Raw genomic sequence first — 16979 nt, 5'->3', positions numbered from 1 at the left:
GATCCGGTCTGAAGTTTCCGCAGCATGTATTTTTATATGAACTAATTATTAAATGTTTTGACGATTATGAAAAAGATAATATTGTTGACAGTTCTTTGGTTGTCTTTTCTTTATGGGATGGGGCAATCGGTAGCCGGGGTACAGAGATTTACGGAAACGAAAATGGATGTACCGTCGGGAGGCGGTTTTTTTACTTTGCATTATCAGATACAGCCCGGTTATACAGTTTGGCAGGTATATGATTCTTTTGTAAATCAGTTACAAAATGTGATAGGGTGTAATTGGTTAACAGTAAAGCGACCTACGGACTCTGCAGATTATTATTTTGTGGTGAGTTATACCGCCAATACCACAGGCTCTTCCCGCTCTCTTCGGATACGTTCCGAAAGTAATATGTGCATGGTTACCCAGGAAGCAGCTTTTACCTTACAGGTATATGCGGTCAGCGGAAACACCCAAACCCGTACGGTTTCTTTAAGCGGTTCGCAAACGGGAGTTACGTACCGGTTGAAACGCTCTGGTACAGTTGTGCAGACGAAGCCGGGAACGGGTTTCGGCTTTTCGTTTAACGGGGATGTGCCTCCGGGAACCTACAGTGTGGAGGCCGTCAAAGGGAGTGCCGTGAAAACGATGCAGGGGCAGGTGACTTTTGCTCCTTTTGCGGAAAATAAAATCATCACGACAACTTACCGGGAGCCCGGAGGTTACGGTAATACCCGGGATATTGTGTTTTTCGACGGTTTGGGCCGGATGATACAAGAGAAAAGTATTGCGGCAACTCCTGCCGGGAAAGACCTTGTTACCCCTGTCATACCTGATTTTCTGGGGCGTGATGTGGGCGGCTTGCTGGCTTATCCGGCTTTGTCCTCGGTTTCTTATACGGGAACGGCCCTGAGCGATCAGGCGGGCTATTACAGGTCTTTGTACGGATCGGAAGGGAATTATGCCCGTGTAAGCAAAAAATATGAGTCGTCGGCTTTAAACCGGATACTCGAAGAGAGTAAGCCGGGGGAGGCTTACCGTCCCGGCGGGGGTCATACGATACGGTATGGCTATGGAACCAACGGCAGCGGAGAGGTGAAGCGGTTGGGAACATTGGCCAGTACATTGGTTTCGCTCGGTTATTACGAGGCGGGAACGCTGAAGCGGACAGAAGTGACCGATGAAGCCGGGAAACGCAGTGTGGTATATACCAATGAAGCCGGTAATACAGTGTTGGAACGGCGTTACATCGATGCTTCGAATACGGCCGATACCTATTACATATACGATGCCCTGAACCGTTTGCTGTGTGTGGTGCCTCCGGCCGTGAATACATCGGCAACGGTAAGCAGTGCGGATCTCGACAACTATTGTTACCGCTATACCTATAATGCTAAAGGAGAGCTGAGCAGCCGTAAGCTGCCGGGTGTAGCGGCTGAGACCTATACGTACGATGCGGCCCACCGGATGATTTCAAAAACCTCGGGAGACAAATATACCGCCTATGAATACGATGCGCTGGGACGTTTGATACGGGAAAAATGCCGCTACGGCAGTTCTTCGGCTTTGGTCGTGTTGGCCGAATATGCCTATAAGACCCGTCCTTCCGATGCCGTCCTGAATTTTGCAGCCGTAACGGGCTTCGGTGCTACTGCAGATACCCGTACGGCCGGCTTGAAAGTATATGAGAAATTGCGGATTCTGGACGGTAAAATGCAGGTCCTCCATACCTCTTCGGCCGGTTATATCGAGCGGGCTTTTTATTACGACCGGAAAGGGCGTCTGATACAGACGGTGGAGAAAAACCGGCGGGGCGGCATCAGCCGGTACAGTGTTTCCTACGACTTTGTCGGGAATGTGGTGGCTGTTCAGGAAAGTCATACGGTCAACGGTGTGACGACGACCGTAAAACAGGTAAATACGTACGACAACCGCAACCGCTTGCTCAGTCAGACGGTTTATCTGGGTGGGGAGGAAAAAGCAAAAACCACCTATGTGTATAACGAGTTGGGGCAACTACAGAATGTAACTTACGGTAATAATCTGTATACGGATACCAGGGCTTATAATATCAGGGGCTTGCAGACCCGTCAGTCGGGCACGCAGTTTACGATGAATCTGCGTTATGAGAATCCGACGAAAGGAACGGCCTGTTACAACGGGAATATTTCGGAATGGGACTGTGTTTTTCCTTTGAAAAATACGTCGTTGTATACTTTTACTTACGATAACCTGAACCGGTTTGCGGGCAACGAATATTATGAAAACAATATAAAGCGGATAGCCTATTTCGAACAGGGCATTACCTATGATAAAAACGGCAACTTGCTGACATTAAACCGTCAGAGTACCGGACTGTCGTCAAAGGCATATACGTATCAATATACCGGAAATCGTTTGACAGGCCTGAATGTATCCGGGGTAAACGGAACTTATACTTATGACAACTACGGAAATATGTTGTCCGACAGCCGGAAAGCTTTGAATTTAGAATATAATTTTTTAAATTTGTTATCAGGCGTAATCCTATCGGGCAGCCGTGTAGCGACTTATACGTATGCTTCGGACGGTACGAAGCTTTCGGTTGTCGGGGCCGATGGCCGGGGTTACGAATATTACGGGAGTCTGATTTATCAGATTAACGGCAGTTCTTTGACTTTCGAGAGTGCGGGCTTTAATGAGGGCCGTATTTATTCGGGGGGTGCCTGTTATCATATCAAAGACCACCTGGGCAGTATCCGCCTGGTCATGGATCAGACGGGATCGGTCAAGGAACAGAACGATTACTATCCTTTCGGAATGCGTCAGGAGCGGAGCAATTACGCTTTGTTTGCCGGTAACCGTTTTAAATACAACGGCAAGGAGGAACAGACAACGGGCGGTTTAGGGTATCTGGACTACGGCGCCCGTATGTACGATGCGGAATCGGGGCGTTGGTTCGGGGTGGACCCGTTGCTGGAGAAGTATTACGGTTTGAGTCCGTATGCTTATTGCGGGAATAATCCGCTTATCTATATTGATCCGGATGGTCAGCTTAGTACCCATTATGTAGATAAATATTATAATGTAATATTTCAATCTTCAGATAAGAGTGACGATGTTATAAAAGTTCCTGATGATCGGATTGCTGATTTTTTGGCGCTTTTACAAGCCTCGAGCTGGGATGTCAAATATATTAATTCTTCCGGTTTTAATGATTATTTAAAAGGAGAATATGGGTTGGCTGATTACCAATTTTCGGAAGCTCAACTCAATGCTCTGGATCAATTTTCAACGACTTGGTCGCGTAATAATGCAGCCCGTTATATGTTGAATCCGACAATGGTTAATGCTTTGCGGATGGGATGGAGCGAAGCTTTAAGCCAATGGACTAATCCGGAGTTGGTTGCTACAGGTTTAAGTGCCGGAATCTCCGGATTGCAGGGATTGGCGAGGGGTACTGCTAAGGGGGGAGGAAAAGAATTGTATAATTTTGGCAAAACGGCTGCTCAGCATATGACAGAACCAAGGCGTAAAGTTCCACTTCAATTTATGGATGATGTTCTTAAAACCACGAAGGGATTACCTGACCCCGGAGGTTCTCGTGCGTTGATGCATTATACTCCAATGTGGAAAAATGGAACACAATATAATTTGGAGATACTTTATGACCAAACGACCAATTCTATTTGGCATTTTAAATACACTCAAAAAGCATTAGGTCCATTACCTTTAATTCCATAATGTATGTTTGATAAGAAAGATAAAAGAAGATTATATCAATTAATGGATATGTATGTAGCAGGAACAATTACAGCTTCTGTTTTTTGTGATGAATTTTATTATTGTTATGATTTAGAATTGGATAATACAACTTTAAGCAACTTGGAAAGTCAAGTTTTTGCTGAATTAGGAACTGTAGCTGGTCGATTCTCTCCTTATGAAGAAGACCATTTAGGTTTACCATATGGTTTTTATACAGAAGTGGAACTTCGACAAAAGGTATTTGAAACAAAAGAGAAATTAAAAAAGCAAAGCCCGCTTTAGTTGGGCTTTGGTCCGGCATTCTAAAGATGGCATATTACACTCGCCCATTCCCTAGGGCAGAGGCTGCTTACATAAACGGTAAGCAACCCTAGCCTTAGGGGATAGGCTGCTACAGTTGTATCATCAGGTGTGGGACACAGTAAAATTGTACAGTAGCCTATGGTCTTTCATCCGGAAAACAAATGTTCAAACCAGAACCGTAAGCATTTGGTGGGGGGGTACTCGAAAGAAAAAATACAGGCGATTGCACGTTACTGAAACGATTCAGTTTTATAAAAACAAGCAGGCGAGTGGTGACCCCATGGTGAAAAAATATATAAGTGAAGAATGGATACCGTAAATTGTAATTGATATGAAAACAAGGATTATTTTTTGTATAACATCAATTTTATTAATAAATGGTTGTTTTTTTATAAATGGGGAACGGAACTATTATGATGAGAATGGCAATCTCATTATGACCAGACATTATAAGCACGGCAAATTGCATGGTGAATTCATAGAATATAATAGTCGGGGAGATACAATATTTATTCGCTATTATAAAAATGGACGTCCTGAGGGAATTTCAGTTTCATATTGTAATAATAAGATTAAACTTTATACAGAATGGAAGGATGGTAAGCAGGATGGTTTAAGTAAATCTTATTATGAAAGTGGGAAACTCTACCAAATCGTAAATTTTAAGGATGGTTTTTTTGATGGAGAAGCTATCTCTTATTATGAGAATGGTAATGTAAAACGATTTGGTCAAAGTAAAAGAGGAGTGAACAACGGTATTTGGTATTATATGAATGAGCAGGGTGATACCATTAAAACAGAGGTATACAATATGGGAAAATTAGAGAAAACCATAGTACCTTAAAATTAAACGATAAAATATTTGCTGAATTCAACTTGCAAATGCAACAGAATTCTGATTAATAATTTGTTTAAATTTTTCGTTTGGCGTGAGGTATCCAAGTCTTTTACGAGGTCGATTATTGAGTTTATTTTCAATCCACTTAATCTGTTTGTTGGTTACTTCACTAAAGTCCTTACCCTTTGGGATATACTGCCTGATAAGCCCGTTGGTGTTTTCATTGGCACCACGTTCCCATGAGTGGTATGGTTTGCAAAAATAGAATTTTATTTCCAATTTTTGCGCAATTTCCTCGTGCTTTGCAAACTCCTTTCCATTGTCAGCCGTAATTGTGTGTATTAAGTTTTTCACTTTCCGCAGTGCCCATACTGCAATCTTAGCTACCGGGATGGCTTCTTTTCCCGACAACTTGCGTATCCAGACCCTGCTTGTTGCTCTGTCGTTAATGGTAAGAATGGCACCTTTGTGGTTCTTACCAATAATTGTATCTATCTCTAAATCACCAAATCTCTCCTTCAGTTCCACTATCTCGGGACGCTCATCAATATCCACCCTGCCTGGGATAAATCCTCGCCCTGCATTTTTAGAACCACGTTTGGCATACCTGCGACCTTGTCTGCGAAGATATTTGTGCAGTTTGCCACCCCGCCGCTTATCCTCCCAAATCCAGCGATATATCGTTTCGTGAGATACCATCGCAATTCCCTCCAAGCGGCTCCTGCCGACAATCTGCTCCGGGCTGAATCCTTTCTTCAACAGCTTTATTATCCGTTTTCTCATTGCCGGTGTAAGCACTTCCTTGCGATGTTTTTGCTGCTTGCGCCTGTCTGCTTTTCGCTGGGCAAGCTCCATGCTATAGCTACCACTTCGGGCGTCGCAATTGCGCTTTATCTCCCTGTAAACAGTGCTTTTATCTACTCCGATAGCTTCCGCTATTGCTTTTTTGCTCATCGGTATTTGCAACATCATAGAAATTGCATACCTTTGTTCCTCGGTTATATGTTTGCTCATCTGCAACTTTTTTTTCTTTGGACGGACAATTAAAGCAAAGATAGCAAACTTTATCCATTCAGAGTGAGAGAAAGGGGGACATTGTCTCTCTTTCCTCTCTGAAAAATAAATGTTTTTATTGCTTATTATCCGCACCCAAAAAGTTGCATTTATAAGTTGAACTCAAGTTTATTATTTAGAATAAAGTTCAGCTTAATGCTGGACTTTATTGTTTTACTATACCATAAAAAGGAAATTTTAAAATTATTTTTACAGTTTTGATTGTGTTTTTCTATTTAAGCGATTTAGATGTTGATGGCAAATGTTTATTTTTTGTCATCGGAAAATTAAAAAATGAGATTTTCAATAGGATTTTTAGATATTGATTAAATTAAAAGCCTTAAAGTAATTTGGAACTTATGCTCTTTTGATATGCATATTTTTAAAGGAACGTCGTGCATTTAATGTACAGACTTCCCATGATAGCTATTTAAATACAACAAAACTATATAGGGAAAGAGTAAACACATATATGGGCGAAAAAAATTATATATATCCGTTATCTGTAATTAAATTACCGATAATTGGAGTAAATTAAGATGAATATGGCAAAATATATCGTATTGTTTTATTTGTTTGTATCGGGTAGTACGGTTGGATATACCCAATTGACAATGGTTGTCAAGGATTTGTCTGTATGCAATGTTGTGATTCCGGAAGACGCGGATTCTGACGTGTTTGAAGTTGGTCCAGTATTTCGGGTGACTTGTGTTATAGAAAACAGGACCGATACAATTGTAACTTTGTATTTGAAGCAATTTAAAAGTTATATTGATGATGCATTATTGTATTATCATTTTACTTTTCAAAATAGAGAATATAAAGATAGTGGCAGGTGTAATCCATATTGGAATGGTTTTTCAGGGATATTGGGGAATGATACACTGGATTTACTGCCGCCTTCTGTCATTCTGAATTCGGGAGATTCAGTTACACTATATGATCATGCTTGTATACTTTCAAAGAGTTCTTTGTTGATAAAAGATTATGGAGTGATGGATTATACGGATCGGATTTTGGAAATACTACCTACATTGAAGATATTTTATATAGATTCTCATCTTACCTTAGAAGCATCGAAAATTTTAAATGTCCGTCTGATTGATTCTTGTAGAGAATCTCAGTAGTAATATTTATGTAAATCTATATTAAATAGAAATTATAGGATTGTTTTATAAAACCGGCCGAAAAGGATTTTCTTTCGGTCGGTTTTTTACCGGTATCCCTTTTAATTTTGGATACCAAACGCTCCGTTTCGTTTTGGTATTACTTTTTTTGTTTTAATTTACGTAATAATTTTTTAAATTTGTTATCAGGCATAATCCAATCGGGCAGCCGTGTCGCGGTTTATACGTATGTTTCTGACGGTAGGAAGCTTTTGGGTGTTGGGGATTTTGTTCACGAGGTAACTCATGCTGGACAATTTGAGACAGGAGATATTGCTTTTAATGCAGAGACAGGAGGTACATTGGCCCAAGATATATATGATGAGATTGCGGCGTATCAAGCTCAGTTTGCTTATGACCCGGGATCAATATCGGGGCTGTCTTCTACGCATGTTGCAAATTCTTTTGGTGCAATTACACCCTCTTGGGTACAAGGATTAAAAGATGCAACAGGGGCAATGCCTTATACTGTTGCTAGCTCAGCAAATACGGGATTGATACCTATAAATATTAATTCAACGAGAGATGCATTTATTCAAGCATATCCTTGGAATGTATTATCATTTAGAGGGTTACCGGCTAATTACAATATAAAATCACTTCCCAAAATATATTATAAACGATGAAAAGAATTTTATTATATTCAGTAATTTTAATTTTGTTTGTATCCTGTAAAAGCCAGCAATTAACAGTTGGTTCTTTATGTGGCTCGTTTGACGGATTAGAGGGTAGGAAAAGTCCTTTATCTACTTATGTGTTATTGGAATTGAATAGCGATAATACGTGTTCTTTGGTAAAGTTATTTGATTTGTCAAAAATTGAATGTAAGGGTGAATGGAGTTTGTCAAATGGAAAATTGATAGAGATAATGTGTAACAGAAATCCTGTTTTGAACGATATAGAAAGAGCATTGCAGGGTGGAGGTTATATTGAGGGAAATATCAAAATAACGATTTTGAATAAAAATCAATTAAAACTTGGCAATACCATTTTGAAACGGAAAAAATAAGTAATCAAAGCTCCGTAAAATAGCGGGGCTTTCCTTTTCAAGGGCGGGCGGCTTTGCCGCTAAAAAATCATTTTTAAGGTATTTTTTGCCTATTTCTGTTAAATCTTGGTTGTTCTCGTCTTTTTTCTCTCCCAAAATCGTCCTTTTCAGAAAAAGTGATCAACAATCCCTAATTTTATGCTAACGCTTTTTCGTAACAGTCATTTTTATTTTGTGATAAATGAACGGTATATTCGTATATTAGAACCTAAAAATGTTACGGATACAGTTCAAAGGCTTCAATTAAGAAAGATATGGGATAATGAATCTGATGTTGATGTTATATATTGCTATAATTATAATAACAGAGATTATCGGCTTTCTCATGTTGATATGTTTCCGGGATTATATGTAATTATAAAGGGCAATACTATTTATGATCTACCTGTCAAATATTATTTGGAACCGCATGAAACCATTGAAATTTGTTCGGGAATATCAATATTTCGAACGACTCCTATCTTAAGTGCTGACAAATTCGATTATAGGCATGAATTACTAACAATATTACCAACGTTAAAAGTTATTCTTAAAGGACCCCAAATAAATTTGGAGACTACAGAAATTCAGAAGGTATCCATAAATTATAAATATATACCTTAAAATTAAAATTTATACGTAATAATTCATAATGATTATAGGATGAGTCCGGTAGTATGCCGGACTTATTTTTTATCTGTATTCTTTTGAATTTTAATTATAAGACGAATGAAAAGCGATTCGTATTGTTTGAGTTATGTTTCTATTTGTTTTAATTTACGTAATAATTTTTTAAATTTGTTATCAGGCGTAATCCAATCGGGCCGCCGTGTAGCGACTTATACGTATGCTTCCGACGAGATGAAGCTTTCGGTTGTCGGGGCCGATGGCCGGGGTTACGAATATTACGGGAGTCTGATTTATCAGATTAACGGCAGTTCTTTGACTTTCGAGAGTGCAGGCTTTAATGAGGGCCGTATTTATTCGGGGGTGCCTGTTATCATATCAAAGACCACCTGGGCAGTATCCGCCTGGTCATGGATCAGACGGGATCGGTCAAGGAACAGAACGATTACTATCCTTTCGGAATGCGTCAGGAGCGGAGCAATTACGCTTTGTTTGCCGGTAACCGTTTTAAATACAACGGCAAGGAGGAGCAGACAACGGGCGGTTTAAGGTATCTGGACTACGGCGCCCGTATGTACGATGCGGAATCGGGGCGTTGGTTCGGGGTGGACCCGTTGCTGGAGAAGTATTACGGTTTGAGTCTGTATGCTTATTGCGGGAATAATCCCATAAGATATATTGACCCTGACGGTAGAATAGCGGTTGATTTTGATACAGATTTATATAATACAGCCGGTAAAAAGATTGGAACTGACGGAGTTGATAATGGTGTTAAAATAGTTGTTACTGATAAAATAGAAGCAAGGCAAATTTTAAAAATCAAAGGGAATGTTGATTTGAATAATGTTAAGTCTGGAGTAACTTTACCAAGTGATGTTACTTTAAAAGAAAGCCTAAATGTTTTAGACAGAACTATTGCCAATGGTGGGTTAATGGAAGAGTCTTCAATTGTTATGAAAGACGGAACAGTTATTCAGGGGCAAACAGGCTCTATGCCTACTGTTGTTAATGGAGTTCAAACAGCTACCACAAGTTTACCAAACTTACCAGCAGGAACAACACCTGCAGACGCAGAAGCTACAATCCATTCTCACCCTACAACAGTACAACAAGTAGGTAACCAAATATTTCCGCAATCGGCAAGTATTCCTTCAGCAACAGACAGAGGAACTTTCAGTCAATATAATACAAATATTATGGTCGGACCTTTGGGAACTGTAAAGACTGCTACTATAAACTCTAATGGGATTTTAAATTTTCCCAATAGACCCAATGGGGCGGTTATTTATAATAGGAATACAACGCTACAAGTAGAATTTACGAGAAAAGCTATTCAAAACATAATAAAAAATGAAAATTATGAAAAAGTGTGTGTATTGGATTTTATTCCTATTTATATGTCAAATTTCTATGGCTCAAGAAAATAGAAAAAATTTTGATTTTATAGTCTGTGTTGATGGAGAAATTGCAACCTCATTAACTAAACCTGTAATTATAGTTAAGCAAGGTATGAATGTTTTGAAAAGAATAGATATAAACTACTACGCAGGTAATTTATCATTGAGTTCCGAAGATTATAATCTGATTCTTTCAGAGCAAGAAATTACCTTGTTTCTTCAATTTGATTATTATCAATATTCATCTAAAGGGAAACAGGAAATTTATAATTATGAAATCGAAATAGGAAAGAATTGGTTTGAACAGATATTTGTTATTCTTAAAATTTACAATTTAGACAAAAAGAAGTATAAGAAAAGATTAGCCCCATTATCAAAAGACAAAAAATATACTTTTGATTTAGAAACTTCTGAAGGACAAATGATAAGAGTTAGAAAAAGATAAATTGTTTCCCTTTTGTTTTATGATATTGTTTGGCTGTTGAAGTTCTTTATTCTCTTCGTAAAGAAAGATTGAATGATAAGGAATAAGACTGTTTTACTACTTTCCCGGCAGAATTTCTGCCGGGATTTTTTATCTATTTATTTTTCCTATTCCTTAGAATAAATTTGAATTTTGAATACAGTCTTCTAAATTTGTTACATAATGTCAGGGAAGGTGGTACGATTATAGCTGGTTATGAATACGGTTACGAAGGGGATAAGTTAAAGGTATCGGGCAGGGGCAGCAACGGTTATGCTTATGTGGAAAGTTTAGTGTATTGGCTTAGGGGAAGTTTTTTTGTTTTTGAAAGCGGGCTTTTTGGAGAGGGCGTGGTGAGTGGGATCGGTAAAAGAGCAGAACGATTACTATCCGTTTGGTATGCGTCAGGAGTGTGGTAATCAGGTGTCTTAAACATAAATAAGCCGACCGAAAATTTTATTTTTCAGTCGGCTTCATGTGCCTGAATATGTCTAACTTTATCTTATTTCCGGTGTGTGGCACTTCCGCCGGTAGAAGTTGCTGCGTTAGTAACGCGAGGATCTCCTTTGTATACCAGATTTGCTCCGGTAGTGAGTTTATATTCCAATTTGTCTGTTACATAAATATAGACGTCTCCGCTTGTTGTTGCTCCTACTTCTGCAAAACGGGCTGTCAGTTCTTCGGCCTTTATTTGGGCGGAAGTTGTTGCTTTGATTTCGAGCTTTTCCGTTTTCCCTTTGAGGGTTACGCTGCCTGATGTCGTTGCCTTCACATCTATAGCGACAGCGGTTAAATCAAGGTTGATATTGGCGGATGTAGTTGTGCTGATGTCGAGATCTGTGAATTCCCAGGGGGCTGTTCCTTCGATATTGGCGGATGTTGTCGCTTTTATTTCTTTCAATAAAGGTACAGTTACATATACGTCCATTTGGGTTGCTTTTTCGATATTGACATCCTGTACAATCCGGATTTCCAATGCATTGTCTTTGACAACGGTTTCCAGGTAAGGCTGGATATTGTCGTCGGTTTTTACGACTACAGCTTTGGCCTCCCCTTGGGTAAGAAAAACATGTATACCCCGGCTGGCTTTTATTTCGTTGAAAGAAGTGACATTCCGTTCTTCGGTTTGTACGTTACCCGATCCTTTGATGGATTTCTGGGTTTTCCAGCCGTAGCAGCAGGCTGAAATCATAATTGTCAATAGTAAACAGAAAATAGTCTTCATAGTATAATGTTGTAAAATTTATTGTTTGATGTTATTTATTTGCGTTCGCTGACAGAAGCGGCTGTTGAAACTTCGGCTTTCAGAACACGGGGAGAACCTTTGAAAGTAAGCTTGGAAGCTCCGTTTGCCTCGTATTCAATTTCTTCGGTTACGGTTATTTCAGCATTGGCTGCCCCGGCAACCTCTATGTCGGCTTTACGTACATTCAGATTTTCTGCATTCAGTTTGGCTGCTGCTGAAACTTCGGCTTTCAGAACTCCGGCACTTCCGCTTAAGTCTACTTTGGAGGCTCCGGCAAGCTCGAGTTTCAGTGAAGTCACGTCGATTCGGAGGGTTAATTTGGAAGCAGCAGAGATATCCAGTTCCATCTCCTGGCTTTTCCATAACGACTCGCTGCTGATGGAAGAAGCTCCGCTGGCTTCGATTTCACGAAGAGCCGGGATTGTGATGTCGATTTTCATCGGACATTTTGAATCGAATCCCCGGTTACCGGACATTTTGATGTATAATTTTTTGTCTTTTACTTCCGTTACGATATAGGGGAGTATGTTGTCATCGGCTTCGATACTCACGCGCTGTGATTTGCCTTGTGTCAAAGTTACCTGGAAAGCAAGCCCGACATCAATGCTTTCGAAGGAGGCTATTTTACGGATTTCCGATTTGGGATTTCCGGAACCGACAATGTCTTGCCCCGATGCTGAAAAGGCGAATAATGCGCAAATCAGGAGTGTGAAAAAAGATAAAGTTTTCATGATATCTATTACTATTTATTAATTAAGACGTTGATAGGTAGTAAAATGTTACAGTAAAATTTGATTTTATTTAAATAAGGTATGTTTTATATCTTTTGTTCCGCTTTCCCGGATATCAATTTTCCGGGTAGTTTTTATTTTAATATCAGTCGTTCGTTGTCTCCGTACATTTCATAACCCGATGTAATTACTTTTTCTCCCGCTTCTACACCTTCAATTACCTGATAATACTGCGGGTTTTGTTTGCCGATCTTGATTGTGCGGCGGTAAGCTTCGCTGCCATCCGGCGAGAGTACGAATATCCATTGACCGCCGGTGCTTTGATAGAAGGCACCTCTCGGGATGAGTACCGATTCGTCGGCTTGTCCCAATTGCAGGTTGATGTGATAGGTTTGTCCGGTACGAACATTTTCAGGCATTTCTCCGACGAAACAAAGGTCTGTCTTGAATTGTCCGCCTTTTACATCCGGATATACTTTCAGCACTTTCATGTTGAAGTTTGTGCCCTGGCGTTCCAGAGAAGCTTCCAGGTCTTTACGTACACGGTCGATATAGTGCTCGTCGATTTGCGCTACGACTTTGTAGTTGTCGAGAACATTGATTTTCCCGATCTCCATGCCGCTGGATACACTTTGTCCGATTTCAACCGATAAGGTTCCCAATTGTCCGCTGATCGGTGCTTTTACATTCAGGTTATCGTTTCTTTCCCGTACCAGTTTCAGGTTTCTCCGCATGTTGTTCAAACTCTCCTGCATATTTTCGACCTGGATTTCGCGGTAGATGGAGTCCTGCTTTTGACGTTCAATCAGCATTTTGTTGTTTTCAACGGATGTTTCATAATCTTCTTTGGCTGTCAGGTAATCTTCTTTGGCGATCAGGTCCTCTTCATACAGTTTTTTATTCTGATCGTATTTACGTTTGTTACGGGTGACCGTCAATTCGCTTTGCAGACGTTCCTGACGAATACTCAGTTTTTCTTTTTCCATGGAGAGCAATGTATTTCTCAATTCGTTTTCCTGATAGGCCAGGTCGGCTTCACTTTTCAGGATTTCCATCGACAGGTTGGGGTTTTCCAATTTAACGATAATGTCTCCCTTTTTTACCATAGCTCCTTCTTCCACGATTTTTTCAACAACCCGTCCTCCTTCCAGAGCACTCAACTGGAAAAACATGATCGGTTCCACATTTCCCATGATCCGGATATAATCATTAAATGTACCTTTCCGTACCTCTTCGATGGTGATTTTATCTTTTTCTACCCGTAAGGTCGAACTGTGATTTCCGAATATCAGCCAGCCGATGAAGAGTAGTGCCAATGCACCTCCGATAAGATAAGGGATATGTTTTTTCTTTAATCCTCTCTTTTGTTCGATAACCTTGTCCATGATATATAGTATTTTAATTATTATTCAAATGTTTGTATTTTTAATGTTGAATCTTTGTTTGCAAAGGACTGCCCTGGTAAAAGTCGATCATTCTTTTCTTGATCCCATAGGTTAATTTGGCTTTCAGCACGTCGTGTTTTGCCTGACGCAAATTATTGTCACTGGTATTGAGATCGATGATTGTTACCAGACCTTGTTCGTATTTCTTTTTGTTCGCTTCGTAAGATAATTCACTGAAATTTTCCTTTTTGATGGCCATGTCGAATTCCTGGGAAGCAGCTTTCAGGTCCAATACGGCCAGTTCGATTTCTTTGTAAACGTCCTGGAGTGTTTCCCGGTAAGCGAACTCAGCGTCTTTCATTTGATATTTGGCACGGGCAACATTCGAATGCCTGTATAATCCGCCGAATATCGGAATGTTCACCTGGAAACCGAAACTCTTACCCATGTTGTTTCTAAACTGATAGGTATAAGAAGCGTCTTGGGTGTGGTAATAATAAGTCGAAATATCGCCGTATGCACTGAAGGACGGGAAAAGGTTACCTTTGCTAATGTACCAGTTGAGCTGGGCGGCCCGGAAAGCACGTTCCGCAGAGTTGGCTTGTGGAAGGTCAGTCTGGGCTTTTTCGTAAAGTGCTTTTATATCGAGTTCCTGATTTTGGGGAAGCGCACTGCTCAGTGAACTGACATTAATGTCCAGTAAGCCTTCTTTTTCTTCCTCGTAATTCATGGCTTGTTTTAAGGTCACCAAGGCCGTGGCTTTGCGGTTTTGGTTGGCAATCAGGTTGTATTCGCTTTCTGCAACCTGTGCCTGTATATCGAATAAATCGCTTTTCGGTTTCATCCCGAGCTCGTGCTGCCGTTCCATCCGTTTTAGTTGCAGACGGGCATTTTCCAGTTGTTCGGTTGAAATTTCGATTAATCCTTCTGCATAGGCCAGATCGTAAAATGCCTGCATGATACTGATAGCAATGTCGTTGGCCTTTTTTTCAGAGTCTTCCAAGCCTTTCATTTGGGAAACCTTCCGGTAACGAAGAGTATTGATGGCTCTGAAACCGGAAAATAGGTTAAGAGAAGCCCCCACTCTGTAATAATTCGTAATATTACGTGTGTTGATGTAGGTATTGTCGGCACCGATGGAACGTCCGAAGTTATAGTTCCAACTGGAAGAACCGTCGACGCTGGGAAGCAGATCCAAACGGGCATCCCTTAAATTTTTATTATCCGTTTTGTTGTTTAGTAACTGACGTTCCATGCTCAGATTGCGATCTACTCCATAGTCGATACATTCCTGCAATGTCCATTTTTTGTCCTGCCCCTGACTTTGAAATAGAAAAGAGAGCAAAATCATTAAAGTAAAACTGAATTTTATCATTTTATCTATTTTTTTCGTGATATTACTTTTGCACTTTGCCTTAGCATTTGCCAAAAGCGTGCCAAAATTATTAATATATTGATTTACAAATTTTTATAATTGACACTTCAAATGTGTACTGTCTAAAAAATAGACAATGTTGTGTGATATTTTTACAAGTGTTTCTCGGCATGAAGCAGGGATAGAAAAAAAACTTCAAAAATGTCTATTTTTTAGACACATGTATAGGGAGATAACAGAACGATTTGTAGTTTTGGAATATTAAATCGAATGTTATGGCTAAAAAAGGAGTAATACTGGTTGTAGATGACAATAAATCCGTATTGACGGCGGTAGAGTTGTTGTTGGGAACATATTTTGAGAAAGTGATTACCTTGACGCTTCCGGACCGGATTCCTACGGTGTTGTCCGCAGAGCGGGTAGATGTTGTTTTGCTGGACATGAATTTTTCGGCTGCGATTAATACGGGAAATGAGGGAATTTATTGGCTGTCGCGGATAAAAGAATTGGCTCCGGAAATCCCGGTGGTGTTGTTTACAGCCTATGCCGATATTGAGTTAGCGGTAAAAGCGGTGAAAGAAGGGGCTGCTGATTTTGTTGTGAAGCCCTGGGATAATGCCAAACTGGTGGCAACTTTATTGTCGGCTTACCGTTTGCGGGAATCCCAAAGTGAAGTAAAGCAACTCAAAGAAGAGAAAAATGTATTGAAGAATCAACTCAATAGCGAACCTTCCATGTTATGGGGAACGTCTCCTGCTATTATGCAGGTTTATAATCTGGTATGCAAAGTGGCTAAAACGGATGCCAATATATTGCTTACGGGAGAAAACGGGACGGGTAAAGAGATGATTGCCAGAGAAATTCATCGTTTGTCAAACCGTTCCAATGAAGTGATGATTTCTGTCGATATGGGAGCTGTGACGGAGACGCTTTTCGAGAGCGAATTGTTCGGGCATGTGAAAGGGGCTTTTACAGATGCGCGTGAAGATCGTGCCGGTAAGTTCGAAGCTGCCAATAAAGGTACTTTGTTTTTGGATGAGATCGGAAACCTGTCGTATGCTTTACAGGCAAAATTGCTGGTTACCCTGCAAAGCCGGAAGATTGTGCGGGTGGGTTCGAATAAACAGATCGATACGGATATACGTTTGATTTGTGCTACCAACCGTAATATACAGGAGATGGTGGAGAAAAATCATTTCCGGGAAGATTTGCTCTATCGCATCAATACCATTCATATCGAGATACCGCCTTTACGTGAAAGGCAGGAAGATATCATTCCGTTGGCTGAATATTTCTTAAAAAAATATGTTTCAAAATACGGTAAAGAGATGATCCGGCTCCAGCCGGCGACGAAAGACAAGCTGCTGGAATACAAATGGCCGGGGAATATCCGGGAGTTGCAGCATGCTATAGAAAAGGCTGTGATTATGTGTGAAGGGAATACGATCAAACCTTCGGACTTTTTCTTTAAAACGGTGACCACGACCTTTATCGACCGGAATGAGACGCTGGAAGATATGGAGAAACAAATGATCAAGCTGGCTCTGGATCGTAGTAACGGAAATTTGTCGGCTGTTGCAACTCAGTTGGGGATAACCCGGCAGACCTTGTATAATAAAATGAAGAAATACGGTTTGTAATA

Annotated in this window: 15 protein-coding genes; 10 read left to right on the top strand and 5 right to left on the bottom strand. The window is 40.3% G+C overall.

All coding sequences use genetic code 11. From position 1 onward, the window contains the following. Window positions 1-66 precede the first annotated feature (66 nt). The 3 genes from BN8908_RS14065 to BN8908_RS14055 all read left to right on the top strand — a co-directional run bounded on the left by BN8908_RS14065 (window position 67) and on the right by BN8908_RS14055 (window position 4873). Window positions 67-3705: an RHS repeat domain-containing protein gene (locus BN8908_RS14065; RefSeq protein WP_068691267.1), complete on the top strand. Its 3639-nt coding sequence runs from the start codon at window positions 67-69 to the stop codon at window positions 3703-3705. A 3-nt stretch (window positions 3706-3708) separates the two neighbouring features. Beyond that, complete coding sequence (locus BN8908_RS14060; protein WP_068691265.1) at window positions 3709-4008, top strand: colicin immunity domain-containing protein; 300 nt, start codon at window positions 3709-3711, stop codon at window positions 4006-4008. 352 nt (window positions 4009-4360) lie between these two features. Further along, the gene (locus BN8908_RS14055) at window positions 4361-4873 is read left to right on the top strand and encodes a toxin-antitoxin system YwqK family antitoxin (RefSeq protein ID WP_068691263.1); all 513 of its coding nucleotides are present in this window, start codon (window positions 4361-4363) and stop codon (window positions 4871-4873) included. A 27-nt stretch (window positions 4874-4900) separates the two neighbouring features. Here the strand turns inward: BN8908_RS14055 and BN8908_RS14050 are convergent, their stop codons facing one another. Further along, window positions 4901-5881: an IS30-like element IS4351 family transposase gene (locus BN8908_RS14050; protein ID WP_005794072.1), complete on the bottom strand. Its 981-nt coding sequence runs from the start codon at window positions 5879-5881 to the stop codon at window positions 4901-4903. 584 nt (window positions 5882-6465) lie between these two features. On the opposite strand from BN8908_RS14050, the gene BN8908_RS14045 reads away from it, so the two are divergent. From BN8908_RS14045 to BN8908_RS14010, 6 genes are all read left to right on the top strand, one after another. Beyond that, window positions 6466-7047 carry a hypothetical protein gene (locus tag BN8908_RS14045; RefSeq protein WP_148453351.1) on the top strand — a complete coding sequence of 194 codons (582 nt, stop codon included), beginning with the start codon at window positions 6466-6468 and terminating at the stop codon, window positions 7045-7047. Window positions 7048-7154: 107 nt separating this feature from the next. Then, window positions 7155-7712 (top strand): hypothetical protein, encoded by a 558-nt coding sequence (locus tag BN8908_RS14040; RefSeq protein WP_148453348.1) that lies wholly within the window; start codon window positions 7155-7157, stop codon window positions 7710-7712. After that, a complete protein-coding gene (locus BN8908_RS14035) occupies window positions 7709-8095 on the top strand; it encodes a hypothetical protein (protein ID WP_068691256.1) in 387 nt (128 codons plus the stop codon). The genes BN8908_RS14040 and BN8908_RS14035 overlap by 4 nt, the downstream gene beginning before the upstream one ends. Window positions 8096-9150: 1055 nt before the next feature. Further along, a complete protein-coding gene (locus BN8908_RS14020) occupies window positions 9151-10167 on the top strand; it encodes an RHS repeat-associated core domain-containing protein (RefSeq protein ID WP_074042471.1) in 1017 nt (338 codons plus the stop codon). Further along, window positions 10151-10582 (top strand): hypothetical protein, encoded by a 432-nt coding sequence (locus BN8908_RS14015; protein ID WP_068691249.1) that lies wholly within the window; start codon window positions 10151-10153, stop codon window positions 10580-10582. Before BN8908_RS14020 ends, BN8908_RS14015 begins: the two co-directional genes overlap by 17 nt. A 191-nt stretch (window positions 10583-10773) precedes the next feature. After that, window positions 10774-11019 (top strand): hypothetical protein, encoded by a 246-nt coding sequence (locus tag BN8908_RS14010; protein WP_148453342.1) that lies wholly within the window; start codon window positions 10774-10776, stop codon window positions 11017-11019. A gap of 83 nt (window positions 11020-11102) precedes the next feature. Here the strand turns inward: BN8908_RS14010 and BN8908_RS14005 are convergent, their stop codons facing one another. The 4 genes from BN8908_RS14005 to BN8908_RS13990 form a co-directional block, all read right to left on the bottom strand. Then, window positions 11103-11825 carry a head GIN domain-containing protein gene (locus BN8908_RS14005; RefSeq protein ID WP_068691245.1) on the bottom strand — a complete coding sequence of 241 codons (723 nt, stop codon included), beginning with the start codon at window positions 11823-11825 and terminating at the stop codon, window positions 11103-11105. 35 nt (window positions 11826-11860) lie between these two features. Continuing rightward, a complete protein-coding gene (locus BN8908_RS14000; RefSeq protein ID WP_068691243.1) occupies window positions 11861-12577 on the bottom strand; it encodes a head GIN domain-containing protein in 717 nt (238 codons plus the stop codon). Window positions 12578-12711: 134 nt separating this feature from the next. Then, window positions 12712-13962, bottom strand: a complete 1251-nt coding sequence (locus BN8908_RS13995) for an efflux RND transporter periplasmic adaptor subunit (protein WP_068691241.1) — start codon at window positions 13960-13962, stop codon at window positions 12712-12714. Window positions 13963-14002: 40 nt separating this feature from the next. After that, window positions 14003-15337 (bottom strand): TolC family protein, encoded by a 1335-nt coding sequence (locus tag BN8908_RS13990; protein WP_068691240.1) that lies wholly within the window; start codon window positions 15335-15337, stop codon window positions 14003-14005. 275 nt (window positions 15338-15612) lie between these two features. Between BN8908_RS13990 and BN8908_RS13985 the strand changes: the two genes are divergently transcribed. Further along, window positions 15613-16977, top strand: coding sequence for a sigma-54-dependent transcriptional regulator (locus BN8908_RS13985; protein WP_021989455.1), 1365 nt, complete (start codon window positions 15613-15615; stop codon window positions 16975-16977). Window positions 16978-16979: the final 2 nt, after the last annotated feature.

Source organism: Culturomica massiliensis (assembly GCF_900091655.1).
GTDB classification, from domain to species: domain Bacteria; phylum Bacteroidota; class Bacteroidia; order Bacteroidales; family Marinifilaceae; genus Culturomica; species Culturomica massiliensis.
This window is presented reverse-complemented; position numbering and strand designations above follow the sequence as displayed.